Source organism: Halobacterium wangiae, from assembly GCF_021249345.1.
Taxonomy (GTDB): Archaea; Halobacteriota; Halobacteria; order Halobacteriales; family Halobacteriaceae; genus Halobacterium; species Halobacterium wangiae.
In genome coordinates, this window is the sequence record NZ_CP089588.1 from 922,967 (window position 1) to 945,644 (window position 22,678).

At 68.8% G+C, this 22,678-nt stretch carries 26 protein-coding genes; 7 read left to right on the forward strand and 19 right to left on the reverse strand.

The window, feature by feature from the left end:
* Positions 1-4 precede the first annotated feature (4 nt).
* Both LT965_RS05060 and LT965_RS05065 read left to right on the forward strand, forming a co-directional pair.
* Entirely contained in the window at positions 5-1,039 is a 1,035-nt protein-coding gene (locus tag LT965_RS05060) for a CPBP family intramembrane glutamic endopeptidase (RefSeq protein WP_232702930.1), read from the forward strand.
* A 55-nt stretch (positions 1,040-1,094) separates the two neighbouring features.
* On the forward strand, positions 1,095-1,229 hold the full coding sequence (locus LT965_RS05065; protein ID WP_232702931.1) for a CopG family transcriptional regulator: 135 nt from the start codon (positions 1,095-1,097) through the stop codon (positions 1,227-1,229).
* Here LT965_RS05065 and LT965_RS05070 read toward each other — a convergent pair.
* A complete protein-coding gene (locus LT965_RS05070) occupies positions 1,226-1,684 on the reverse strand; it encodes an NOB1 family endonuclease (RefSeq protein WP_232702932.1) in 459 nt (152 codons plus the stop codon). The genes LT965_RS05065 and LT965_RS05070 overlap by 4 nt on opposite strands.
* Complete coding sequence (locus tag LT965_RS05075) at positions 1,684-1,926, reverse strand: PRC-barrel domain-containing protein (protein WP_232702933.1); 243 nt, start codon at positions 1,924-1,926, stop codon at positions 1,684-1,686. Before LT965_RS05075 ends, LT965_RS05070 begins: the two co-directional genes overlap by 1 nt.
* A 366-nt stretch (positions 1,927-2,292) precedes the next feature.
* Here LT965_RS05075 and infB point away from each other — a divergent pair, with 366 nt between their 5' ends.
* Together infB and LT965_RS05085 are read left to right on the forward strand one after the other, a co-directional pair.
* Complete coding sequence (infB, locus tag LT965_RS05080; protein WP_232702934.1) at positions 2,293-4,095, forward strand: translation initiation factor IF-2; 1,803 nt, start codon at positions 2,293-2,295, stop codon at positions 4,093-4,095.
* A gap of 67 nt (positions 4,096-4,162) precedes the next feature.
* Positions 4,163-4,417 (forward strand): DUF8015 family protein, encoded by a 255-nt coding sequence (locus LT965_RS05085; RefSeq protein ID WP_232702935.1) that lies wholly within the window; start codon positions 4,163-4,165, stop codon positions 4,415-4,417.
* Here LT965_RS05085 and LT965_RS05090 read toward each other — a convergent pair.
* From LT965_RS05090 to pepF, 6 genes are all read right to left on the reverse strand, one after another.
* Positions 4,414-4,779 (reverse strand): DUF5811 family protein, encoded by a 366-nt coding sequence (locus LT965_RS05090; protein ID WP_232702936.1) that lies wholly within the window; start codon positions 4,777-4,779, stop codon positions 4,414-4,416. The two genes, LT965_RS05085 and LT965_RS05090, sit on opposite strands and share 4 nt — an antisense overlap.
* A gap of 71 nt (positions 4,780-4,850) precedes the next feature.
* Positions 4,851-5,699: a phosphatase PAP2 family protein gene (locus LT965_RS05095; RefSeq protein ID WP_232702937.1), complete on the reverse strand. Its 849-nt coding sequence runs from the start codon at positions 5,697-5,699 to the stop codon at positions 4,851-4,853.
* 2 nt (positions 5,700-5,701) lie between these two features.
* A complete protein-coding gene (locus LT965_RS05100; protein ID WP_232702938.1) occupies positions 5,702-7,405 on the reverse strand; it encodes an ABC transporter substrate-binding protein in 1,704 nt (567 codons plus the stop codon).
* Between the two features lie 202 nt (positions 7,406-7,607).
* Positions 7,608-8,081, reverse strand: coding sequence for a pyruvoyl-dependent arginine decarboxylase (locus tag LT965_RS05105; protein WP_232702939.1), 474 nt, complete (start codon positions 8,079-8,081; stop codon positions 7,608-7,610).
* 62 nt (positions 8,082-8,143) lie between these two features.
* Positions 8,144-9,379 carry a proteasome-activating nucleotidase Pan2 gene (gene pan2 / locus LT965_RS05110; RefSeq protein ID WP_232702940.1) on the reverse strand — a complete coding sequence of 412 codons (1,236 nt, stop codon included), beginning with the start codon at positions 9,377-9,379 and terminating at the stop codon, positions 8,144-8,146.
* A gap of 97 nt (positions 9,380-9,476) precedes the next feature.
* On the reverse strand, positions 9,477-11,270 hold the full coding sequence (gene pepF, locus LT965_RS05115) for an oligoendopeptidase F (RefSeq protein ID WP_232702941.1): 1,794 nt from the start codon (positions 11,268-11,270) through the stop codon (positions 9,477-9,479).
* A 125-nt stretch (positions 11,271-11,395) separates the two neighbouring features.
* Here pepF and LT965_RS05120 point away from each other — a divergent pair, with 125 nt between their 5' ends.
* Positions 11,396-12,724, forward strand: a complete 1,329-nt coding sequence (locus tag LT965_RS05120; protein WP_232702942.1) for a M28 family peptidase — start codon at positions 11,396-11,398, stop codon at positions 12,722-12,724.
* On the opposite strand, the gene truA is transcribed toward LT965_RS05120, so the two are convergent.
* The 7 genes from truA to LT965_RS05155 form a co-directional block, all read right to left on the reverse strand.
* Complete coding sequence (gene truA, locus LT965_RS05125) at positions 12,725-13,519, reverse strand: tRNA pseudouridine(38-40) synthase TruA (protein WP_232702943.1); 795 nt, start codon at positions 13,517-13,519, stop codon at positions 12,725-12,727.
* Positions 13,520-13,522: 3 nt separating this feature from the next.
* On the reverse strand, positions 13,523-14,821 hold the full coding sequence (gene hisS, locus LT965_RS05130) for a histidine--tRNA ligase (protein WP_232702944.1): 1,299 nt from the start codon (positions 14,819-14,821) through the stop codon (positions 13,523-13,525).
* Positions 14,822-15,125: 304 nt separating this feature from the next.
* Positions 15,126-15,575: a GNAT family N-acetyltransferase gene (locus tag LT965_RS05135; protein ID WP_232702945.1), complete on the reverse strand. Its 450-nt coding sequence runs from the start codon at positions 15,573-15,575 to the stop codon at positions 15,126-15,128.
* A 51-nt stretch (positions 15,576-15,626) separates the two neighbouring features.
* A complete protein-coding gene (locus LT965_RS05140) occupies positions 15,627-16,499 on the reverse strand; it encodes a DMT family transporter (protein ID WP_232702946.1) in 873 nt (290 codons plus the stop codon).
* Between the two features lie 40 nt (positions 16,500-16,539).
* Entirely contained in the window at positions 16,540-17,133 is a 594-nt protein-coding gene (locus LT965_RS05145) for a DUF7411 family protein (protein WP_232702947.1), read from the reverse strand.
* Position 17,134: 1 nt separating this feature from the next.
* Entirely contained in the window at positions 17,135-17,488 is a 354-nt protein-coding gene (locus LT965_RS05150) for a DNA-binding protein (protein WP_232702948.1), read from the reverse strand.
* Positions 17,489-17,593: 105 nt separating this feature from the next.
* Positions 17,594-18,049 (reverse strand): 30S ribosomal protein S19e, encoded by a 456-nt coding sequence (locus tag LT965_RS05155; RefSeq protein ID WP_232702949.1) that lies wholly within the window; start codon positions 18,047-18,049, stop codon positions 17,594-17,596.
* 128 nt (positions 18,050-18,177) lie between these two features.
* On the opposite strand from LT965_RS05155, the gene thiL reads away from it, so the two are divergent.
* Both thiL and LT965_RS05165 read left to right on the forward strand, forming a co-directional pair.
* Positions 18,178-19,038, forward strand: coding sequence for a thiamine-phosphate kinase (gene thiL, locus LT965_RS05160; RefSeq protein WP_232702950.1), 861 nt, complete (start codon positions 18,178-18,180; stop codon positions 19,036-19,038).
* A 129-nt stretch (positions 19,039-19,167) separates the two neighbouring features.
* Positions 19,168-19,659 carry a DUF7979 domain-containing protein gene (locus LT965_RS05165; RefSeq protein WP_232702951.1) on the forward strand — a complete coding sequence of 164 codons (492 nt, stop codon included), beginning with the start codon at positions 19,168-19,170 and terminating at the stop codon, positions 19,657-19,659.
* 155 nt (positions 19,660-19,814) lie between these two features.
* On the opposite strand, the gene LT965_RS05170 is transcribed toward LT965_RS05165, so the two are convergent.
* The 4 genes from LT965_RS05170 to LT965_RS05185 form a co-directional block, all read right to left on the reverse strand.
* Entirely contained in the window at positions 19,815-20,924 is a 1,110-nt protein-coding gene (locus LT965_RS05170; RefSeq protein WP_232702952.1) for a site-2 protease family protein, read from the reverse strand.
* A gap of 178 nt (positions 20,925-21,102) precedes the next feature.
* Positions 21,103-21,354, reverse strand: coding sequence for a DUF7123 family protein (locus LT965_RS05175; protein WP_232702953.1), 252 nt, complete (start codon positions 21,352-21,354; stop codon positions 21,103-21,105).
* A 215-nt stretch (positions 21,355-21,569) separates the two neighbouring features.
* On the reverse strand, positions 21,570-22,334 hold the full coding sequence (locus LT965_RS05180) for a molybdopterin synthase (RefSeq protein ID WP_232702954.1): 765 nt from the start codon (positions 22,332-22,334) through the stop codon (positions 21,570-21,572).
* 40 nt (positions 22,335-22,374) lie between these two features.
* Positions 22,375-22,638, reverse strand: a complete 264-nt coding sequence (locus LT965_RS05185; protein WP_232702955.1) for a hypothetical protein — start codon at positions 22,636-22,638, stop codon at positions 22,375-22,377.
* Positions 22,639-22,678: the final 40 nt, after the last annotated feature.

Consider the following 22,678-nt stretch of genomic DNA (forward strand, 5'->3'; position numbering starts at 1 on the left):
GGACGTGAACGACCGGTACGCGCAGACCGTCGGGTTCGTCGTCGCGGGCGTCGGGCTCGCCGCCACGTTCCTCGACTGGGCGCCCGTCACAGACGTCTTGACGACGACCGCCGCCGGGTTCGCGGGCGCCGCGGCGCTCGCGTTCGCGCTCCGCCGCCACGGCTCCGGGCCCGACTGGCTCGACGCCGTCGCCGCCGTCGCCGCCACCGGCCTCCTGCTCGCGTCGGCGTACGCCATTCTCGGCATCACGGGGACCCTCCCGCGGGGCCCGCTGCTCGCGTTGCTCGCCGGCGTCGCCGCGGTGGCCGCGGGCGCCGCTGCGGTCGCGGGCCTCGAGAAGGCCGCCGTCCGCGAGCGCGAGCGCCGGACGTTCGTCGCGGTCGTCGTCTCCATCGCGGCGCTCGTGTTCGGCAGCCTCGTCGCTGCTGTCGTCGTGTCGTTCCTCCCCGAGGGACCGCTCGTGCAGGTGCCGGCGAACACCGCCTTCGCGAGCGTCGGGTACGGAATCGCGGGGCTCGTGTTCGTGCGCTCGTTCGGCGGCAGCCTCGACGTGAGCCGTCCGGGACGCCGGGATCTGCTGATCGCCGGCGGCGGCGTCGTCGCCATCTTCGCGGTCCACCTGCTGTTGAACGTGGTCGTCGCGGCGTTCTCGCTCCCGCAGAGCACCCACAGCCTCGTCGAGACGGCGAAGGCCCACCCCGAGATTCTGCCGCCGCTCGTGGTCGTCTCGCTGGTCTTCATCGGTCCCGGCGAGGAACTGCTCGCCCGCAACGGCGTCCAGCAGTTCCTCGGCGGCGCGTACTCCAAGCACGCGGCCATCGTCGCGGCGTCACTCGTGTTCACGGGGAGTCACCTGCTCGCGTACGCCGGCGCCGGCGCGCCACCGGGCGCGGTGCTGGTGACACTCTCCCGGCTCTTCCTCGTCTCGCTCGTGCTCGGCGTGGCCTACGCGCGGACCGACGACCTGTTCGCGCCGATCGTCGTCCACGGCGTCTACGACGCCGTCCAGTTCGCGCTCGCCTACGCCCTGTTCACGTAGCGTCTGACGCGGGGCTGACTAAGTATTACGTAGTAGCACCGTGAATGGAAGGAGCGTGCCCAGAAAGTACTCCGTCGTCTGTGACGATTCGCTCTCGGCGGACATCGAGGAGCTGGCCCGGGAGTACGACCTCTCCGAGCAGGAGGTCCTCCGCCAGCTAATCGAGAACGGGCTCGAGGAACTGAACTAGCGGGGACGTTTACGCGAGAGGTCGCTCCCACAGACCGGGCAGCGGTCTCTGGACTCGTCGAACTCGCGACCGCAGCCCGCACACTGGAAGTTCCAGTCGCGGCGCTCGTCGATACCGTCCTGGGCGATGGCGTCGACAGCGACGCCGAGTTCGTCGGCCACGTTCTGCATCGCGTAGTCGTCGGTGACCAGCGTCCCGTCGAGTTCGTGGGCCACCGCGAGCAGGCGGCGGTCCGTCTCGGAGAGTTCACGGTCGTCGCCCGTCGCCTTCGCGGCGGTCCGGACCGCACGACGCGCCGCTTCTCCCGGCACCTGTACCTGCATCCCGCTGCCCGACGCGGCGTCGAAGCGGAAACCCGCGGAGTCCGTCAACTCCTCGCGGACCTCCGGCACCGACGCCGTCGGTCCGTCCACGTCGTAGTCGTGGATGAACGCCGACGAGTCGAGGACGTGCACTATCGCTGGACGACGATGTAGTCCTTCACCGCCTGCACGCGCCCGACCGGTACCCGGTAGCGCCCCTGTTCGTCGGTCGGGAAGTCGACGTTCACCGTGGAGTCCTCGTGTTCCTCGACGAGGAGGTGTTCGAGTTTCCCGCTCTTCAGGTCCATCGTGATGTTGTACAGCATCCCGAGTTCCGTGCCGTCCGACCCCATCACGGCCTTCCCGGAGAGGTTCTCGGCGAGGATGTCGGCCATACCCGCTTCCACTGCCGGGATTCACATAAACCCCGCGGGGTCGTCGTACGCCCGTCCGACGACCAGGATAGTCTACTGACTAAACAGCCGGCAGCCTGGCGGATCGAAAGGGCGAGCGCGGCTCGCGGGCGAAGACCGTGTGCGCCTCAGCGACCACTATCGCGCACGCAGTGAGTGATATGTCGCTGAGCGTGCGCAAGCCGCGCGAGGGCTTTCTTCCGTTCACCGCCTGGTGCTACGTCCCTCGCGAGCGGAGCGACACCCATCCAGTGGACGGAGCGACCCACACTCGCCTGCGTTACGATGGAATTATACGATACCACGCGCTCTGTTCGGGTAACGACCGTTCTCTCGGAGGATTCTACTATGTCCGACGCAGACACCACGGAAACCCCCGGGGACCTCCGCACGCCGATCGTGGCGGTCCTCGGTCACGTCGACCACGGGAAGACCAGCCTCCTGGACAAGATACGCGGCTCCGCCGTCATCGAGGGCGAGGCCGGCGCCATCACCCAGCACATCGGCGCGACAGCCGTGCCACTGGACGTGGTGTCGGAGGTCGCGGGCAGCCTCGTCGACCCGACGGAGTTCGACCTGCCGGGCCTGCTGTTCATCGACACGCCCGGCCACCACTCGTTCTCGACGCTGCGCTCGCGTGGGGGCGCGCTCGCGGACATCGCCATCCTCGTCGTGGACGTCAACGACGGCTTCCAGCCCCAGACCGAGGAGGCCATCCGCATCCTGAAGGACACGGGGACGCCGTTCGTCGTCGCGGCGAACAAGATCGACACCGTGCCGGGGTGGAACCCCAACGAGGACGCGCCGGTCAAGGGGACCTACGAGGCACAGTCCGACCGCGTCCGGTCGGACCTCGACGAGAAACTGTACGAACTCATCGGCGAACTCTCCGGTGAGGGGTTCTCCTCGGACCTCTACTGGCGCGTCCAGAACTTCCAGTCGAACATCGGCGTCATCCCGGTGTCCGCGGAGACCGGCGAGGGCGTCCCCGACCTCCTCACGGTGCTGATGGGGCTCGCACAGCGCTACATGAAAGACGAGATGGAGGTGAACATCGCGGGGCCGGGCGCGGGCACGGTGCTCGAGGTGAAAGACGAACAGGGGTTCGGGACGACCCTCGACGTCATCCTCTACGACGGCACCATCCGGCAGGGTGACCAGATCGTCGTCGGCGGGCAGAACGACCCCATTGTCACGGAGGTTCGCGCGCTCCTGAAGCCGCGGGAACTCGCCGAGATACGGACGGAGAAGCGCTTCGACGACGTGCCCGAGATGCAGGCCGCGGCCGGCCTGAAGATCGCGGCACCCGACCTCGACGACGCGATGGCGGGCGCGCCGGTTCGGGTCGTCGGCGACCGCGACGTCGAGACCGTCGTCGAGGAGGTGCAGGCCGAACTCGCGGAGGTCGCCGTCGAGACCGAGGAGGAGGGCGTCGTCGTGAAGGCCGACACGCTGGGCAGCCTGGAGGCGCTCGTCAACGCCCTCGAGGAGGCCGAGATCCCCGTGATGTCCGCGGAGGTCGGTGACGTCGCACCTCGCGACGTGGCGATGGCGACCACCGTCGACGAGGAGAAACACCGCGTCCTCCTCGGGTTCAACGTCGAGGTGCTCTCGGCGGCCGAACAGAAGGCCGAGAACGAGGCGGTGCGACTGTTCGACAGCGACGTCATCTACCAGCTCGTCGAGGACTACGAGACGTTCGTCGACGAGCGCGAGCGCGAACAGAAGGAGGCCATCTTCGAGAACATCGTGCGGCCCGCGCGCTTCCGCATCCTGAAAGACCACACGTTCCGCCAGAGCGACCCCGCGGTCGTCGGCGTCGAGGTCGTCTCGGGGACGCTGAAGCGCAACACGCCGGTCGGTCTCATCGAGGGCAACGAACTCGACCGTGTCGGCGTCGTGAAGGGCATCCAGGACCAGGGCGAGGACGTCGACGAGGCACGAGCGGGCAACCGCGTCAGCGTCTCCATCGACGGCCCGACGGTGGGCCGCGACATCGAGGAGGGCGACGAACTGTGGGTCGACCTACCGGAGAAACACGCGAAGGTCCTGGAGCAGGAACTCGCCAAGGAGATCCCGGCCGACGAGCGCGAGGCGCTGAAGGCGTACCTCGAGATCCAGCGCAAGCGCGACCCCTTCTGGGGGAAGTAGCGCACACCCGACCGGGAGTAGAATTTTAGTTTCCGGCGTTCCTACAACCCACTGCGGGGTGAGTCGTATGCAAGCCGACCAGCCACCAGTCAGTCGAATCGCACGCCAACTGGACGACTCCGTCGCGCCGACTCGATACGACCTCGTCCTCGCCGTCATCCCGCTCGCGTTCCTCGCGAGCGTGTTCGCGGGTGCGACCGCCCTGCCGTGGTCGCTCGCACTCGCCTGCGGGGGCGGCGCCGCGGTCGCCGCGACGGCGTACGCGCTGTTCCTGGCGCCGCCGACAACCGACCACCACCACCACGATGGACTGCAGAACTAGCGTGCGGTCTTCGGGACGTCGTCGCCGAGCGCGGCCTTCACCTGAAGGGCGGCGCTGGCGGCGAGGCCTCGTGCCACTTCTTCGCGGTCCTCGTCGGAGATGAGGTCGTCGTCCGAGAGGTTCTCGAACTCGGGGGTGAACCCCGCGCTGACCGGGTTGCCGACCGGCGGTCGGACGGCGACGGTCACCTGGATACCGTTGGTTCCGCTGGAGATCTCGGAGCCGACGACGTACTCGTCGGGGAGGTAGTCCCTGGTCTGGGCGGCGATCTGTGCGGTGGAGGCACGCAGCGAGCGGCGCTGGGTCGCCGTCAGGTCGGCGCTGGACTGCTCCACACCGCTGTACGGCGTGTTCCCGTGCATTGACACCCCGTAGGCGCCCCCTACGTAAAGGCCTTTTAGTTTGCCACAGAGTCACACGGTCGGCGGGCCGACTACCGGGAGCGCACCTGCTTCCAGTGGGCACGGACGTCCGGCAGCGACTCCCAGCAGCCGTACCGTTCGACGAGCCAGATGGCCAGCCAGTACGACCCCGCCGCGAGCAGGAGCCCGCCGGCGACGTCCGTCGCCCAGTGGATGCCGAGGTACATCGTCGCGGCGGCGACGCTGACCGCGAGGAGCGTCGCGACGAACAGCCAGCCGGGGTAGCGCTGTCGGGAGCGCCACGCGAACAGCGCGACCGTCACGGACAGCGACGCGTGCAGCGATGGGAAGACGTTCGTGTTCAGGTTCACCTCCCCGGTCAGGTGCTGTGACGTCGGGTACGTCGTGTACAGCAGCGACTCGACGGCCGACGGGATGACGTTCCGTGGGCCGTACGCGACGATGAGGACGTAGCAGACGAGTCCGAGCCCGTAGTTCAGTCCGTACGCGGCGAGCAGTTCCGCGAGGCGGTCGCTGTCGTCGAGGACGAAGTACGCGATCAGGGGGAACACCAGCAGGAACACGTAGCCGTAGAGGTAGACGAACACGAAGTACTCCGTCAGCAGCGGCGACGACAGCGACTGGATGGTGACGATGGTCGTCCCCTCCAGCGCGTAGATGAACCCGCTGGCGTTCCACTCCAGGTACCACGACAGCTCCGGTCCGACGGTCAACGCGAGTCGGCGCGCCGCGAGTACGACGGCCAGCGGAAGGAGGTACGGCGCGACCGCGACGAAGCGGCGCCTGGCGTCCGCGAGTGCCCCCGTCAGGTTCCGCACGCCGACGGCGACGACGACTGCCGGGACGAGCATCGCCAACACGTTCACCGCGAGCGCCACTAGCGTCTCTCTGAGGACCATGGTTATCGGTAGAGGTTCTCCTCGTCGTCGTACGTGAGGCCGATCGATTCGAACAGTTCTCGACCGCGTTCGACGTCCAGTTCGCCGTTCCAGCCCGGGAACGGGCCCACGGAGTGTTCGTCAGTCGTCGTCTCGTCGACGCCCCACTTCTCGATGACCGGGAGGTCCGTCGCGTTGGCGACGTCGCCGAAGACGGACGCGACGGTGTGCTCCCGGTCGTGGAGTCGAGCGAGCACCTGCCGGAACCGGAAGTCCGAGAGCGGCGCGCGCCGGAGGTTGTAGCCGACCACGTACAGTCCGTTCGACCCGCCACTCGAGGTGACCACGTCGTCGGTGATGCCGCCGAACGCGTTCAGCGGGAACGAGTGCAGCGACGTGTCGAGTCGGCCGTCCCGGAGCGCCGCGATGGCGTCCTCGCCCGACGGCGCGTACCTGGCGACCAGCCCCTCGCTGTCGAGGGCGCCAGCGTACCGGGTCACCGGGTCGTCGTCCACGTCGGCGAGGAAGTGCTCGGCGAACGGGCGGAGCCGCACCGACTCGTCCTCGGTCGCGCCGTCGAACGCGAACGGGCCGCTGCCTACCGGGTTCGGGTTCTCCCAGACGAGCGCCTGCGTGACGCGGTCCTTTACGAGGTTCGTCCGGTCGCGCCACTCCGCGGCGGGGAGGATTGGTAGCGTGAGGACGCGCTCGGCAGTCCGCGGGCCGACGTCGGGTTCGAGGTCGAACCGGACGGTCGTGCTGTCGGTCGCCCGGACGGAGGAGACGAGCGTCGTCCGACCGCGGAACCGCGTCGCCGGCACCGGAGAGGCGGCGTCTCCGAGGGCGGTGTCCGACAGGAAGTCGACGGTGAACGCCACGTCGTCAGCGGTGAGCGGGGAGCCGTCGTGGAACTGCTGGTCCGGGCGGAGTTCGACGACGAGTTCGTCGTCGAAGTACCAGTCCTCGGCCGCCCACGGGAGGTACGACGAACTATCCCGCGCCGGGCGTGCCAGCGAGTCGTACAGGAGTCCGAGCAGCTGGTCGTTCCACCGGAACTCGCCGGCGATGGGGTTCCGGTTCTCGGTCACCTCCGCGGAGAAGATACCGGCCCGGAGCGGCCGGTCGAGGGCTACGTCCGCGAGCTGCTGGAGGACGTCGATGGGGCGTGCGGTCAGTGCGTCCGCCTCGACCGAGAGCTCCCGGCGGCGCGCGGTGAGGAACTCCGGCTCCGCGACGACGGCGAACGGGACGCGTTCGGTGTACGCGTCCAGGAAGGCGTCTAGCTCCGCGGCCGGGTCGTCGGCCGCGCGTATCGCCTCGAGACTGTCGTCGATGGCGACACTGGTGACGCCGAACGGGTTCTGCCAGCCCGGCTCGGAGGCGAACGACGAGTGGAGCAGCGAGTAGAGCGCGTCGGGGTGGTCGAGGCCCGGGTGACGGCCGACGAACACGTCGAAGTCGTTGTTGATGAGCGCGTCCAAGTAGAGCTGTGACTGCCCCTTCGGCTCGAAGCTGGCGTCGACGCCGAGCGCCGACAGCCGGTCCGCGAGTTCCCGGGCGATCATCGTGGCAGCCTGGTCGTCGTCCGCCGGCGGAGCGCTCACGGTGAGCGAGACGCGCGTCCCGGGGCTGTACCGGTCGCGGTACCTGACGCCGTTGCAGCCCGCGAGCGAGGCGGAGACTGCGGACGCGAGGAACGCGCGCCTGGAGAGAGAGGGACGTGTCATCGTGGGTGGGGTCTCCGGGTCGGGACACGACGGGCGCGATGTCGGGCGATAACGAACTGCGTTGGCGGTGGCAGCCTGGACTCGCCCCGTCGGACGGCGTGGTGTCCGGGCGTTCGAGTGCTGTTCAGTTGGCAGAATTGGCGACAGCCGTATAAAGGTGTTCGGACCGGATGGCGGGAGCCGACCGCGTTCCCCCGGTCGGTCAGAGCACCGGCTCGCTCTCGCCGTACGCCGCGACGACCACCGCAGCCGCGTACTCGCCCGGTGTGGCGTCCGTACTCACCGTTCGCGTCGTCTCCGCGGTGAACGCCCAGTCCCGGAGGTCGCGGCCCGCGTCGAGGCCGGCACGCACGCGCTTGGCGACCGTCTCGGAGTCCGTCTCGCCGGCCGCCTCGTAGAACAACCCCGGGCCGTCCTCGCTCTCGGCCCACGCCAGCCCCGCGCTGACCTGTCCCGGACCGGCGGCGTTCGCGTGCGCCTGGACGACCGTCAGGCGGTTGCCCGCGGGGCCGAGGTCCGGCGCCGTCCCCACCGCCTCGACGTCGGCGTCCGCTGGAATCACCGAGGAGACGGTGACGAGGTTGTAGTTGTGGAGGTTCGCGTCCGCGAGCGCGGCGTCGTAGGCCGCCATCTCGGTCGGCCCCGCGCCCGTCCCCCAGGCGACTCGGATTGTCATACCCCGGGGTAGCGTGGCGGGGAGGTAATGGGCTTCGGTTCCGCGACCGCCCGAAAACAGCGTTACTGGATGTAGCTCGGGTAGCTCGCACCGAGTTCACCGTCCTCACCCTCGGTGACGAGCTTCTCGTAGGCGTCGTCGAAGTCCTCGCGACGGACCTCCTGGCGGTCGTCGCGGATGGCGAACATGCCGGCCTCGGTCGTGAGGCTGGCGAGCTGTGCCCCGGAGAAGCCGTCGGTCTTCTCCGCGAGGTCCGAGAAGTCGACGTCCTCCGCGACGTTCATCTCGCCCGCGTGGATCTCGAGGATGCGCTCGCGGGCCTCGACCTCGGGGTGGGGGACCTCGATGAGGCGGTCGAAGCGACCCGGGCGGAGGATCGCCGAGTCCAGCATGTCGAAGCGGTTCGTGGCGGCGATGATGCGGACGTCGCCGCGCTCGTCGAAGCCGTCCATCTCGGAGAGCAACTGCATCATCGTCCGCTGGACCTCGGCGTCACCGCTGGTCTTCGAGTCCGTGCGCTTGGCGGCGACGGCGTCGATCTCGTCGATGAAGATGATGGCTGGCTCGTTCTGGTCGGCCAGTTCGAAGAGGTCCCGAACCAGCCGGGAGCCCTCGCCGATGAACTTCCGGACGAGTTCGCTGCCGGCCATCTTGATGAACGTCGCGTCGGTCTGGTTCGCGACGGCCTTCGCGAGCATCGTCTTCCCCGTGCCGGGCGGGCCGTGGAGCAGCACGCCGCTCGGCGGTTCGACGCCGACGGCGGCGAACTTCTCGGGGTTGACGAGGGGGTCCTCGACGGCCTCCCGGACCTCCCGGAGCTGCTCGTCGAGGCCGCCGATGTCGTCGTAGCCCACGCTCGGGGACTCGTCGACCTCCATCGCCTGGGCGCGGGCGTCCGTCTCGTCGTCGAGGACGCGCTGGACGCTGAACGAGTCGTTGATGGCGACCCGGTCGCCGACGTCCAGCTGGTCGGAGAGTCGCGGCGACAGCTCCGTCAGCACCTCCTGGTTGTTGCCGTGTTGCTTGATGACGGCATCCCCGTCGGAGGGCAGGTCCTCGACGGTGGCGAGGTACAGCGACGCCGTCTTCAGAGTCTCGTTCTCGCGCTGGAGGTGGTTGACCTCTTCGCGGAGCTCCTCCCGGCGCGACTCGACCTCGTCGAGTTGACTCTGCAGTTGCTCGTGCACTGCGAGAATCTCCCCGAAGTGGTCTTCGAGCGCGTCGAGGTGTTCCTCCGGCGGTGACTCGGGATCGATATCGAGCGTCGGCCGGTCGGGCAATGAGGGACTACGCGACATTCGTTGGCCGTCCTAGGTGCCGGGCGTAGAAGTTCCTTTGGGTAGGCGGAACGCCTTCCGACCGCCGCGCGTCAGACGGTTTCGGGCCGGTTCCGCCTCACTCGACGAGCGTCTCGGCCTCGCCGAGGTAGTCGTCGTAGACGCCGAGCGCGCGCTCGATGGGGTCGCTCGTGGACATGTCGACGCCGGCGTCCCGGAGCAGTTCGAGTGGGTACGCACTGGAGCCACGCTGCAGGAACTCGAGGTAGCGGTCGGCGGCCGGCTGGCCCTCCTCGAGGATGTCCTGGACGAGCGCGACGGCCGCGGAGATGCCCGTGGAGTACTGGAAGACGTAGAAGTTGTAGTAGAAGTGCGGGATGCGCATCCACTCGCGGCGGATGTGCTCGTCGACGTCCGCGTTCGCGTAGTAGGCCTGCTTGCGCTCGCCGTACACCTCGTCGATGCGGTCCGGGGTCAGCGCCTCGCCCTCCTCGGTGAGGCGGTGGAGGCGCTGTTCGACGTCCGCGAACAGCGTCTGGCGGTACAGCGTCGAGCGGAACCGCTCGAGGTACTCGTTGAGGATGTGGCGGCGGAACCGGTCGTCCTCGACGGTGTCCAGCAGGTGGTTGACGAGCAGCGCCTCGTTCACCGTGGAGGCGACCTCCGCGACGAAGATCTCGTACTGCGAGTAGACGTAGGGCTGCTGCTCGCTCGTGTACTCGCTGTGGAGGCTGTGGCCGAGTTCGTGGGCCAGCGTGAACATCGAGGCGATGTCGTCCTGGTAGTTCATCAGGATGAACGGCTGGGTGTCGTAGGTGCCCCCGGAGTAGGCGCCCGAGCGCTTCCCGCGGTTCTCGTAGACGTCCACCCAGTTCGACTCGAGGCCCTCGGCGACGCGCTGCTGGTAGTCCTCGCCGAGGGGCGCGACGGCCTCCACGACGTACTCGCTGGCCTCATCGTAGCCGACCTCGGGGCTCTCGGAGTCGACGATGGGCATGTAGAGGTCCCACATCTTCAGCTCGTCGACGCCCAGCGCCTCCCGCTTCAGGTCCGCGTGACGGTGGAGTTTATCGAGGTTGTCGTCGACGGTGTCGACGAGGTTGTCGTACACCTCCGTCGGGATGTTGCCGCTGTCGAGGGCGGCCTGGCGGGCGGTGTCGTAGTTGCGCGCCTCCGCGAGTTTGACGTCCCGTTTCATCTGGTTCTTCATCGTCGAGCCGATGGTGTTCCGGACGTCGGCCATCGTCTCGAAGAACTCCTCGTGGACGGTCTGGCGGAACTCGCGGTCGGGGTTCTTCAGGAGCTTCGTGAAGTTCGCCTGCGAGATCTCGACCGCCTCGCCGTCCGGGTCCTCGACGGTCGGGAACTCGAGGTCGGCGTCCGTGAGCATGTTGTACGCGTCACTGGGCGCGCCGAACACCTCGCTCAGGTCGCTGAGTAGCTCCTCGACCTCCGCCGAGCGCGTGTGGGGTTTCATCCGGAGCACGTCGTCGAAGTAGTGCTCGTACTGCTCGAGGCCCTCCGTGGACTCCACCATCGACTGGAGTTCCTCGCGCGTGCTGTCCTGGAGTTCCGGGTCGATGTAGGAGCTCGCACTCGACACATCGGCCATCAGACTGGAGCCCCGCGCCCGGAGCGCCTGGTACTCCTGGTCGCGGGTGTCCTCGTCCGAGCGCATCCGCGCGTAGGAGGTCACCTTCTCGGCCTCCCGGTAGATCTCGTCGCGGAGTTCCATGGCCTCGAGGAGCGTGTCGCCGTCCTCGGTGAGCCGACCCTCGTAGGCCGCGAGTTCGTCGAGTTGCTCGGACAGTGCCTCGTACGCCTGCTCCCAGTCGTCGTCGGTCGCGTAGATGGACTCCAGATCCCACTTGTAGTCGTCGTCTCGCTCGCCGCGTTCGGGGACGCTGCTCATACCGGATTTCTCCGTGGCAACTCGGTTAAACGTTCCCAAACACTGCGTGCTTGCCGCCGAGTCGGCGTGAAAGAAAGGAACAGGTGGGGCGTAGTTTTTCCCCGCCGCCGCGCGTACTCCCACGCATGACCGACGACGAGGCGCACAGCGTCGAACGCGTGCTGGGGCGGGCGTGGACCGACGAGACGCCGTGGGACGTGCTCACCGCCCTCACCGAACTCGACGACCGCATGGCCGGCCACGAGGGCGAGCGCCGCGCGGCCGAACTCGCCGCCGACGCCTTCGCCGAGGCCGGCGCACGCGACGTCAGCGTCGACGCCTTCGACCTCGCGGTGTGGACGCGCGGGGACTGCTCGCTCGCGGTAACGGAGCCGACCGAGCGGACGTTCGAGGCGATCGCCCTCCCGTACGCGCCGGCCGGCGACGCGACCGGTCGGCTGGTCGACGTCGGCTTCGGCACGGAGTCGGCGTTCGAGGAGTCCGACGTCGAGGGCGCGGTCGTCCTCGCGTCCACGGACAGCCCACCCGGCGAGCGCCTCGTCCACCGCATGGAGAAGTACGGCCGCGCTGTCGACGGCGGCGCCGCGGGCTTCGTCTTCTACAACCACAAGGACGGCCAGCTACCGCCGACGGGGTCGCTGCGCTTCGGCGACGAGGGAGAGCTCCCCGCCGTCGGCGTCTCGAAGGAGACGGGCGCGTGGCTCCGGGAGTACGCCGACCGGGACGGTCGAGTCACGCTCTCGGTCGACGCGACGACCGAGTCGGGCACCGGCAGGAACGCCCACGCCGTCCTCGGACCGGACACCGACGAGGAGGTGGTCGTCGTCGCCCACCACGACGCCCACGACATCGCGGAGGGCGCACTCGACAACGGCTGTGGCGTCGCCACCGTCGTCGCGGCGGCGCGCGTGCTCGCCGACCTCGACCTCGACTGCAAGGTGCGAGTCGCGTCGGTCGGCGCCGAGGAGGTCGGCCTCCACGGGTCGGCAGCGCTCGCCGAGTCACTCGACCTCGACGCCGTGCGCGCGGTCGTGAACGTCGACGGTGCGGGCCGCTACCGGACGCTCCGGGCGTTCACGCACGGCACCGACGCGTTCGAGGCGGTCCTCGACGACCTCGCCGAGCGGACGGGCCACCCGGTCGAGGTCGACGAGACCATCCACCCGTACAGCGACCACTGGCCGTTCCTCCGGCGGGGCGTGCCGGCCGTCCAGTTGCACAGCGTCACGCCCGAGCGCGGCCGCGGCTGGGGGCACACGCACGCCGACACCCGCGACAAGGCCGACTCGCGGAACCTCCGCGAGCACGGTATGCTCGCCGCGCTCCTCGTCCGGGTTCTGACCGCCCGCGACGTGCCCCGTCCCGACCAGTCGGCGCTCCGGGACCGCCTGCTCGCCGCCGACGTGCGCCCGGGAATGGAGGCCGCGGGCGTCTGGCCCGCGGACTGGGAGTAGTCAGATGCCGTCGGCGACGTGGCCGGCGACGGCGGCGAGCGCGAGACGGTCCTCACGGAGCGCCGCGAACCGCTCGCGGGCGTGGGCCGCGGCGTCCTCGTCCACCGCGAACGCGAGGTCGTAGTCCACGTCGTGGAGCACCAGCGGGTGCGGGTCCGCCGGCGGGACACCATCGGGGCCTTCGACTGGGTCCGGGCCGAGCAGGTCCTCGATGCGGTCGAAAGACCCGCCCGCCGCGACGTCCTCGACGAGCGAGACGACGCGTCGGGCCAGTTCCCGGCAGAAACCCTCGGCGCGGAGCGTGAGGACGAGGAAGTCGTCCTCGCGTGCGAGCGACCCCGATAGCTCCCGGACCGTGTTGCGGTCGTCGGGCGTGAGGTTGTGGAAGTCGTGCTCGCCGGTGAGCCGGTCGAGCGCGTCGCGGGCGCGCTGGTCGTCGAGGTCCGGCACTAGGAGGAAGTAACGGTACTCGCGCCAGTTCGCGTCGTGGGTCGCGTGGAAGTCGGGTGGCGCGTCGACGCTGGCCCACGCGTCGACCGGTCCCGGGAGTTCGGTGTTCAGCGCCGACGGGGAGAGCCAGTCGGGTGCGTCGAAGGCGACGGTCTGAGCGAGCGCCGAGACGCCCGCGTCCGTGCGTCCCGCGGCGGCGTAGCCCGGGGGCTTCTCGCCTTCGAGGACGTCTAGCCGACGGAGTGCGCGAAACAGTTCGTCCTCGACGGTCGTGACGTCCGGCTGGCGCTGGAAACCGCGGTACGGCCGGCCGTCGTAGGCGATGCGGAACGCGCGACGGGGCATTCGCTACTCGAAGTCGTTGACGGTCGGAGCGTCCAGTTCGCCCGGGAACTCCTCGAAGGGGGCGGTCACCTGGTCGCCGCTCTCCATGTCCTTCACCGTCACCTCGCCGTTCGCGAGGTCTTGTTCGCCGACGATGACGACCGTCTCCGCCCCGATGCCGTCCGCGTAGTTCATCTGCGCGCCGAAGCTCCGGCCGGTCACGTCCGTCTCGACGGCGTTGCCGCGGTCCCGGAGGTCGCCGGCGACGCGCGCTGCCTCGGCCTCAGTGTCGCCGACCTGGAGGACGTAGTAGTCCGCGGTGAACTCGCCCTCGGGGAGCACGCCCGCGTTCTCCAGGAGCAGGCCCAGGGTTGCGTGGCCGGGTGCGACCCCGACCGCGGGCGTCGGCTGGCCGCCGAAGCTCTCGATGAGGTCGTCGTAGCGCCCGCCGCCGAACACCGAGCGGCCCACCTCGCCGGTCGCGTCGAAGCACTCGAAGACGACGCCGGTGTAGTAGTCCAGTCCCCTGGCCGTGGTCAGCGAGACGTCGCAGTACTCCCGCACGCCGAGGTGCTCGGCGGCTTCGAGGACGTCACGGAGGTTCTGCACGGCGTCGTCGACGCGCTCGGTGCCCGCGAACTCCACGAGTGCGTCGAGGTCGTCGCCCGCCAGCAGGTCGTCGAAGCGCTCGGCCTGCGAGCGGGTGAGTCCGGCCGCCTCGAGGCCGTCGACGTACTCAGCGAACTCGACCTTCTCGCGTTTGTCCACCGTTCGGATGGCTTCCTCGGTGTCCACGTCGGCGTCGAAGGACTCGAGGAGACCGCCGAGGATGTCGCGGTGGCTCACGCGGAACTCGAAGTCCTCGCTCGTCAGCCCGAGGTCCGTCAGGCCGTCGGCGACGACCGCCAGTACCTCGGCGTCGGCGCGGGGGTCGCTGGACCCGAAGATGTCGACGTTCGTCTGGTAGAACTCTCGGAACCGGCCCTGCTGGGGCTCCTCGTAGCGCCAGAACGGCCGCGTCGAGAACCACTTGATTGGCTTCTGGAGGGCCTGCTGTTTCGCCACCACCATCCGCGCCACCGTCGGCGTCAGTTCGGGCGTGAGCGCCACGTCCCGGCCGCCCTGGTCCGTGAACGCGTACAGTTCCTCGACGATGCCCTCGCCGGACTTGTCGACGTACATCTGCTGGCCCTCCAGCGCGGGCGTCCCGATCTCCCGGAAGCCGTACTGCCGCGCGGCGCCCTCCAGGGCGTCTATCGCCACGCGACGCGGCCCCATCTCCTCGGGGTAGAAGTCACGGAATCCCTTCAGTCGGTCGTACATAGGGCGTCGTTGTCGCGTCTCGCGCTTGAATGCTTTCGTTCCGTGTTTCTGTGTGACGTGGTACGCTCGTTGGGTTCGCGGCGGGTTCCTACACCTCGAAAGCCTCGAGGCTAAGGACGAAGACGGACGAAGTAAGCACCACAGCGAGCACCGCGAGCGAGGAGCGTGGTCCGAGAGAACGAAGCTCTCTCGTCATCTCGAAAGAGCGCTCTGCGCTCTTTCGGCGACAACGAGGCCGGGGGGTGAGACGCCTGGGCTTTCGAGGTCCTGTCGAATACGGTAGTGAGGAACAGGGAACCCGAACTCACGAGTCGAGGGAGCGCGTGAACACGTGGCTCGAGCGCTCCATGCCGCGGTCCTCGTAGAACCGGTGGGCGTCGGTGCGTTCGGGCGCCGACGCGAGCCCGATGGTGTCACAGCCCCGGTCCGCGGCCCAGCGTTCCAGGTGGGAGAGGAGTCGCTCGCCGAAACCATTCGAGCGGTGGTTGGGCGCCGTAGCGAGGTCGTACACCCACAGGTACCGCCCGTACCACACGCTCATGCGGACGGAGACGCCGGCGACGGAAACGAGCGCGTCGTCAGCGAACAGGCCGAACAGGCGGTACCCCTCGACCGCTCGAAGTTCGCGGAGGAACGCAAGGAACTCTTCGCGGGTGAACACTCGGTCGGCGTCCGCCCACAGTTCCATCAGCACGGGGTACGCGGCTTCCCACTCGGCCTCGGTGTCGAGTTCCGCGACGCGTACGGCTGCCATGGTGGTGCCTGGGAGAGCGGTCCCAAGAAAGGGGCGGGTCGGCAGGCGGACTCAGACAGCTATCAGACCGACACCAACCACAGCCAGAACAGCAGCACCCAGGCGACGCCGGAGGCCGGGCTCACCCAGCAACACACAACCCAAAAGCACCGCGACGATGGCCTGGGCGTTGACGAGCGTGGAGACGATGCTCGCGGGGGCGCTGGCGAACGCGAGCGCGGTGACGTGTTCGCCGACGGCGACGCCGGAGCCCGCGAGGACGAACATCGGGAGGTGCTGGCGGACGCCGCCCGCGGGCCAGCGGCGGAGCGCGAGCGGGAGGACGGCGACAGCGACGCCGCCGAGGAACGTCGGCACCCAGAGCCGCGTGGGGAACGTGAAGCCGTCGAGGACGATGCGGCGGCCGACGTCGCTGACGGCGTACAGCATCGCGGAGAGGAGCGCGAGCTGGGCGGCGCGGGAGTGGACCGCCTTCCGGAGGGGCGTGAGGAGGTCGCCGCCCTCGTAGTTCGCGAGGTAGACCGCGGTAGTGGCGACGCCGATGCCGAGGAGGGCCGTGGATTCGAGTGTGGCGCCGAGGCCGAGCACCTCGATGGGAACGACGAACACGGGCACGATCTTCGCGATGGGCGCGACGTAGGAGACGTCGCCGACGGCGAGCGCGCGCACGGAGAGCAGGAACCCCGCACCACCGATGACGACGGTCCCGGCGAAGACGGCGACGTCGAGGGCGTCCATCGGCGGGAACGCGGGGAGGCCGTCGCCGACGCCGACGGCGAACGGGAGGTACCACGCGATGGCGGCAGCGTTCACGAAGACGGTGAGGACGGCGCCGTGGATGCCGGCGAAGTAGCGTTTCAGGGCGAACAGGTAGCTGCCCCAGATGCCGGCGGCGGCGAGCGCGTACAGTACTCCCGGCTCCATTCACGCGAACGGAGCCGGTGTTCGGAGAAGAGTGGTTCGATTACTCCCGGAGGCCGTGGACGTACGTCTGGTCGTGGTCCGGGAACACCTCGCGGATGGCCTCCTCGCCGTGTTCCTCGGCGAGGAGCGCGCGGAGTTCCGCCTCGTAGTCGGCGCGCGGAATCTCCTCGCTGGGGCCGACCTGGACGTCGAGTTCGGCGTTCACGAGGCGGTCGACCGCTCGCCGCCCGAACCCCGAGAGCGGGGAGAGGTAGTCGACGTCGTGGCGGTCCTCGAGGCTCTGTGCCTGCGCCCGCGAGACCGTCGGGACGCGGTCGTCGCGGCGCGTCCCGTCCGCGATCGCGTCGAACCCCTCGTCGGCGACGGCCTCCAGTGCGTGCTCGTGGACGTGCTGGATGCCGTTCCGGGGGTAGCCGTCCTCGCGCATCAGGTCGACGGCCTCCTCGGCGACGTCCTGGTCGAGTTCGATCTCGGCGAACGCGAAGTCCGTGGCGTCGGCCGCCTCGCGAGCGTGTTCCCACTCGTCGGTGACGCCGAAGTGCGCGGTGACGAGCGTGATGTCGTAGAACCGCTCGAGGACGAGCGCCGCGAGCGTAGAGTCCTTCCCGCCGCTGTAGAGCAGGCCCAGCTCCATGCTAGCGGCGGTTGATGTTGAAGCTCTTGGAGTCGGGCTTGAGTTCCCGGAGCAGCTCTTTCATCTGCTCCTCGTCGATGCGGTCCTGCAGCCGCCCGGACTGGGCGAGCGCGAGGACCTGCTGTTCGACCTTGTCGGCGAACTGCGGCTTGCTCATCCGGATGGTGTTCAGGCGCTTGCGCGCGCCGTCCGTCAGGTGCTGTTTGAGCAGTGCCTGTTTCTGCTGTTCGGCCTGCTGCTGGGCCTGCTGCTGTGCCTCGTCCTGGGCGCCCCCACCGCCCTGCTGTTGCTTGAGTTCCTCCATCTTCTGCTGGCGGAGTTCGTCGAGCCGTTCGTCGTCTGGGTTCCCACTCATGTTAGTCGGCCCTTTGCTGCGTATCCCGTTAATTGTTGCGCACCCGGACGATAGTCGTGTGGCTCGGCAGTGGACGAACGGCGGAGAAATCGACCGAACGCGACCTCAGGCGTAGCGTTCGAGTTCGGGGCGGTCGAGGTTCTCGATGACCGTGTTCGCGGTGTCGTCGAGGAGGCTGCGGCCCTCGGCGGTGACGACGCGGCCGCGGTCGTGCTGCTGTTCGACGAGGTCCGCGTCCTCGAGCTGCTGGAGGATGGTGCGGATGATGTTCCGGGAGCCGGCGGCGCTCTCGGACGGCGAGACGACGTAGCGGTTCGAACCGTCGCGGGTGTCGCCGTAGGCCGTCGAGAGGCGCTTCACGCCGATGGGACCTTCCATCGCGACCTTCCGCAGGAGGCTGGCCGCGCGGATCGCCCAGAAGTCCTCCTGTTCGGGCGGGAGTTCTCGGCCGGAGCCGGTCTTCGCGAACTGTGCCCAGTCGGGCTCGTCGAGTTGGTCCTTGAGTTCCTCGGCGAGCTCGTCGATGAGCTCGTCCGCAGGGGCGTCGTAGAGGGTTGCCATTGGGCGGATTTCACGTCGGATTCGTTTAAAGCCATCGTTAGGCGCTCGTTCCCGAGTGCAACGACACGCGGGCCATCGGCCCTGTCTCGCATCCGCGGCGTTTTAGTCGCGGGCGGTGAAGGCCCGGTATGGACGAACGGGCGGCGCTGGACCTGGTCGGCGGTCTCGTCGCGAACGCCGGGGACGACGCCGCGGTCGTGGACGGGACGGTGCTCACCGTCGACATGCTCCACGAAGCGACGGACTTCCCCGAGGGGACCACGCGCTACACGGCGGGGTGGCGGTCGGTCGGCGCGTCGCTGTCGGACGTGGCGGCGATGGGCGCGGAGGCCACCGCGGCGGTCGCCGCCTACGCCGCGCCGAACTTCGACGACGAGGAACTGGCCGCGTTCGTCGAGGGGGCGTCGGCGGTCTGCGAAGACGTGGACGCGGCGTACGTCGGTGGCGACCTCGACAGCCACCAGGAGTTCACGGTGGCGACGGCGGCGGTCGGCGAGACGGACCGCCAGATCGGCCGGGGCGGCGCGACCCCCGGCGACCGCGTGGTCGTGACGGGGACGCTCGGCCGGAGCGCGGCCGCACTGCGGCTGTTCGAGTCGGGCGAGACCGAGCGCGCGAACGAGCTGTTCCGGTTCTCGCCGCGGGTCGCGGCGGGGCTGGCACTGGGCGAGTACGCGACGGCGATGATGGACTCCAGCGACGGCCTCGCGCGCTCGCTCCACCAGCTAGCCGAGGCGAGCGACGTTGGGTTCGCCGTGGACGCCGCGGAGATCCCCGTCGCAGCGGCGCTCCGGGAGGTAGCGACGGACCCACTCGACACGGCACTCACGTTCGGCGAGGACTTCGAACTCGTGGCGACGCTCCCGCCGGAAGCCGTCGCCGACGCGCGCACGGCGTCACCGGTGCCGCTGACGGTGGTCGGCGAAGTCGTCGACGACGGCGTGACCCTCGACGGGGAACCGCTGGCGGACCGCGGCTGGACGCACTAGCAGCAGTTGCTAGTAGGAATTTTCTAGAGTCGAGGGGGGAGCAGCTGTTCGATACAGAGAAGCGGTGATCGGTTCGTACAGCCGCCCCAGTGGCACAACCACTAATGGCAACGAGGGTGACGGCCCGGTATGGTGTCCAGGCCCTCCACTCCCGCAGTCGTGATCGGACTCGGGGTTCTCCTGTTGCTCGTCTCGGCGGTTCCTGTCGGGGACTCCTCGGAGTCGACAGAGTTCGTCCACCGCGTAGCGCCCGCAGAGAACGGCACGCTCGTCTACGGAATCGAGTACGAAGCGGGCGACGTTCGGGCCTACGAGTCCCTCTCCGAGCGCGGTCAGGCTATCTTCGACCGCGCCCGCGCCGACTCACCGTACGTCGTCACGAACCAGTCCATGACTGCACCGGGCCTCGAGTACGCGAGCGACCACATCACCCTCGGGAAGGGAGTGTACGCCGTCGAGTACGACGGCGAGGTCTACTCGCTCCGGACGCAGCGGAACACCCCTGGCTTCAACCCCGCGGCACTCCTAGTCGGGTTCGCCACCCGGACCGCCTTCGTTCTCGGCGTCGTCCTCGTCACCGTCGGGCTGCTCTCCGCTGGCTCGCGTCGATACGGACAGTAACGTGGGTCTGCACGGGAACGGCCCGGAAAACGGCGTTTGACCGTGGCGAGCCCCGATCGTACCTGGGAGCGGCCGCAGTGGTGGGTCCGCACAGCCACGTAGCACTCCGGCGTTTCGTCATCGGCCGAACAGAGAGACCGCGCTAGTACCCACTGCTAGCCGACGATCTGGATGGGGACGGGCATGAAACAGAGCGCCCCGAGGACGAACGTGAGCACGCCGAGTGCGGCGCGACGGCGGTCGAGCGGCTCGTCGTCGATGGGGTCGACGCTCCCCATGAACGTGACGAGCGTGGAGAGGAACCCCCACATGACCCAGATGCCGGCGGCGTTGCCGGCCTCGCCGACCAGCCAGAGGTAGCCCGCGAGCGCGAACAGGCTGGTGGGGACCAGCGGCGCGATGCGGTCGGCGGTGTCGCCGACGAGCGACCGGAGGATGTGGCCGCCGTCCAGCTGGCCGACCGGGATGAGGTTGAGGAACGTGACGAACATCCCGATCCAGCCGCCCATCACGACGGGGTTGACGGAGCGGCTGGGGTCGCTGTAGGAGAGCGGTTCCCCGAGGACGGTCGCGATCGCCTGGAGGAGCGGCGGGTACGCGAACTGGATCTCCACGGCCGACGGGGAGTTGACGATCTCCGGCGGGACGTGCACCGGCGGCAACAGCAGGCCGACGACGGTGACGACGACGGCGGCGACGAGGCCGGCGAGGGGGCCCGCGGCGCCGATGTCGAAGAGTGCGTCGCGGTCGGGCATCTGGCCGCGCATCCTGATGACAGCGCCCATCGTGCCGAACAGCGACGGGAACGGGATGAAGTACGGGAGGCTGGCGTCGACGTCGTGGTAGCGACTCAGCAGGTAGTGACCGAGTTCGTGGGTGCCCAGGACGCCCATCACGGCGAGCGTGAACGGGAGCGCGCGGACGATCTCCGGTGAGAACGGGTCGACGTAGTACCACTGCGCACCGACGAACAGCGTCGAGAGCACAGTGGCGACGAACAGCGCGACGTTCTTCCAGGGGAACCCACCGGTGTCGGCGTCGTGTGGTTCGGCGACGAGGACGAGTTCGCCGGTGCGCCGGGCGAGTTCGACCTCGTAGCCGCGCTCGCGGAACATCGGCCACACCGTCCGGATGACCGTCTGCCGGTCGGTCGTGGCGTCGCCGAAGTAGAGCACGCGGCCATCACGCTGGCTCACCTCGTAGACGTCGAAGACGGAGTCGAAACTCGCCGGCGCGGGTGCGTCGTCGGGCGGCTGGGCCGACATCACGCGGTAGTTACGCCCACAGCGATTTAAACGCCGGGTCATCGGCGCGTCGAATCGCCGTGGGGGACCGGGCCGACACTCGGCCGTGGGGGAAGGAAGGTAGCTCCGTCGGGAAGGGGAGGACCCGACGGAAAAGGGGACGTCGAACGGGAGCGCGCGGGGATCGTGAACTGCGTCGTTACGCCGGCTGGACGCGCCACGTGGTGGCGCTCGTGTACGACCACTTCTCGATGTCGAGGTCGGTCGCGGACTTCGAGAGCTTCACCATGAGCGCGCCGATCTCCTTGGGGGAGAGGTCGACCTCGTCGGCGATGAACTTGCTCTTGAAGTAGAGCTCACCGTCTTCGGCCTTCTCGCGGAGGTAGGACTTGAGGCGAGTCTCCTTGTCCTGCGGTTCGCGGGTCGTGGAGGACTGCTGGGTTGCGCTCATCTTCGTCCCACCCTACTGCCCACGAGGGGTTATAAAGGGGTGAACGTTAGCGACTGTTCGCACGTTTTCAGCCGTGAACGGAATCAGTCGGACATTTCACGACAGTTTCAAATCCGGTTAGACGTTTTACGGAGACTTCTCGTCGTTTCTTTCGCGTTCGTTCGTTATTCCGAGAGTGTATGACATTCGTCTGCGGTTCGCGCTCGAGAACGGAGTCAGGCCCGGTCGTGAACCCAGAACTCCTCCGCGACGGTGACCTCCTTCTTGAAGATCGGTACCTCCTCCTTGAGGCGGTCGATGCCGTCCTCGACGGCCCGGAACGCCTCCCGGCGGTGGCCGGCGAGCACCGCGACGAAGACGATGTCCTCGCCCGCATCGACGCGACCGACGCGGTGGTGGAGGCGGACACCGAGTACGCCCTCGCGGGCCTCCAGTTCCTCGCGGATGGTCGCCGTGCGCTCGGCGGCCACCTCGTCGTACTTCTCGAAGGTGAGCGACTCCGTCCACTCGTCGTCGTCGTCCTCGAGTGCCCGCACCTGGCCGGTGAACGTCGCGATGGCGCCCGCGTAGTCGGCCTCGGGCGTGCGTTTCAGTTCCGCGACGAGCGAGGCGAGCGTCTGGAACGGTTCGGCGTCTTCGAGTTCCGCGACGACCGCGTCGAGGTCGGGGTCGGCCGCGCTCGTCGAGAGCACGGGATCCTCGACGTCGGCGTCCCCGACCGCTACCTGGGGGACGCGGGCGTCGGGGAAGTCGACGAGGAGCGCGTAGTCGTGGTCGCGGGCCAGTTCGTCGAGCACGCTGTCGACGGAGCGCTCGCCGCCGACACCGGTCCAGCCGTCACCGACGACGTAGGCAGTCCAGGCCGGAGCGTCCGTCTCCCCCTCCCGGACGACGGCGACGCGGCCCCGGTCGGTGAGGCGGTCCGCGAGCGCGTCCGCGACGTGGTCGGCGCCGGGCCCGGCGATACCGAGCAGTTGCATAGGTCAGGATGCGTGTCCGGGAGGTTTGTAGGTGTCGCCGTCAGCCCCGGACGCGAACCCACGCGTACTGGACGACCGCGGAGACGACGAGCACGGCGAGGAGAATCGCGACCGACTCCACCGGGTCCGCAACGAGGTCCGAGACGGCGACCACGCTGTACGCCAGGACGAGCGTGCCGGCTGCGACGGCGGCTGTCGCGCGGACCGGTGGTCGGTCGGCGAATCGGTAGTACCAGAGGCCGACGAACGCCGCGACAACGAGGAGTGCGGACAGCAGTACGACCGGCGCTGCGAGGGCGACCATACCGTGGCGAGCGACGGCGCGCGCAAAGGTGTTCCGCAGC

Excerpts from the sequence above, each read along its gene's own strand:
- LT965_RS05175 (WP_232702953.1), bottom strand. The coding sequence starts at position 21,354 with ATGAGCGCAACCCAGCAGTCCTCCACGACCCGCGAACCGCAGGACAAG.
- LT965_RS05140 (WP_232702946.1), bottom strand. The coding sequence starts at position 16,499 with ATGGAGCCGGGAGTACTGTACGCGCTCGCCGCCGCCGGCATCTGGGGC.
- infB (WP_232702934.1), top strand. The coding sequence starts at position 2,293 with ATGTCCGACGCAGACACCACGGAAACCCCCGGGGACCTCCGCACGCCG.
- hisS (WP_232702944.1), bottom strand. The coding sequence starts at position 14,821 with ATGTACGACCGACTGAAGGGATTCCGTGACTTCTACCCCGAGGAGATG.
- LT965_RS05150 (WP_232702948.1), bottom strand. The coding sequence starts at position 17,488 with ATGAGTGGGAACCCAGACGACGAACGGCTCGACGAACTCCGCCAGCAG.
- LT965_RS05075 (WP_232702933.1), bottom strand. The coding sequence starts at position 1,926 with ATGGCCGACATCCTCGCCGAGAACCTCTCCGGGAAGGCCGTGATGGGG.
- LT965_RS05100 (WP_232702938.1), bottom strand. The coding sequence starts at position 7,405 with ATGACACGTCCCTCTCTCTCCAGGCGCGCGTTCCTCGCGTCCGCAGTC.
- thiL (WP_232702950.1), top strand. The coding sequence starts at position 18,178 with ATGGACGAACGGGCGGCGCTGGACCTGGTCGGCGGTCTCGTCGCGAAC.
- LT965_RS05135 (WP_232702945.1), bottom strand. The coding sequence starts at position 15,575 with ATGGCAGCCGTACGCGTCGCGGAACTCGACACCGAGGCCGAGTGGGAA.
- LT965_RS05185 (WP_232702955.1), bottom strand. The coding sequence starts at position 22,638 with ATGGTCGCCCTCGCAGCGCCGGTCGTACTGCTGTCCGCACTCCTCGTT.
- LT965_RS05105 (WP_232702939.1), bottom strand. The coding sequence starts at position 8,081 with ATGACAATCCGAGTCGCCTGGGGGACGGGCGCGGGGCCGACCGAGATG.
- LT965_RS05155 (WP_232702949.1), bottom strand. The coding sequence starts at position 18,049 with ATGGCAACCCTCTACGACGCCCCTGCGGACGAGCTCATCGACGAGCTC.
- LT965_RS05095 (WP_232702937.1), bottom strand. The coding sequence starts at position 5,699 with ATGGTCCTCAGAGAGACGCTAGTGGCGCTCGCGGTGAACGTGTTGGCG.
- LT965_RS05090 (WP_232702936.1), bottom strand. The coding sequence starts at position 4,779 with ATGCACGGGAACACGCCGTACAGCGGTGTGGAGCAGTCCAGCGCCGAC.
- LT965_RS05120 (WP_232702942.1), top strand. The coding sequence starts at position 11,396 with ATGACCGACGACGAGGCGCACAGCGTCGAACGCGTGCTGGGGCGGGCG.
- LT965_RS05085 (WP_232702935.1), top strand. The coding sequence starts at position 4,163 with ATGCAAGCCGACCAGCCACCAGTCAGTCGAATCGCACGCCAACTGGAC.
- LT965_RS05170 (WP_232702952.1), bottom strand. The coding sequence starts at position 20,924 with ATGTCGGCCCAGCCGCCCGACGACGCACCCGCGCCGGCGAGTTTCGAC.
- LT965_RS05165 (WP_232702951.1), top strand. The coding sequence starts at position 19,168 with ATGGTGTCCAGGCCCTCCACTCCCGCAGTCGTGATCGGACTCGGGGTT.
- pepF (WP_232702941.1), bottom strand. The coding sequence starts at position 11,270 with ATGAGCAGCGTCCCCGAACGCGGCGAGCGAGACGACGACTACAAGTGG.
- pan2 (WP_232702940.1), bottom strand. The coding sequence starts at position 9,379 with ATGTCGCGTAGTCCCTCATTGCCCGACCGGCCGACGCTCGATATCGAT.
- truA (WP_232702943.1), bottom strand. The coding sequence starts at position 13,519 with ATGCCCCGTCGCGCGTTCCGCATCGCCTACGACGGCCGGCCGTACCGC.
- LT965_RS05180 (WP_232702954.1), bottom strand. The coding sequence starts at position 22,334 with ATGCAACTGCTCGGTATCGCCGGGCCCGGCGCCGACCACGTCGCGGAC.
- LT965_RS05145 (WP_232702947.1), bottom strand. The coding sequence starts at position 17,133 with ATGGAGCTGGGCCTGCTCTACAGCGGCGGGAAGGACTCTACGCTCGCG.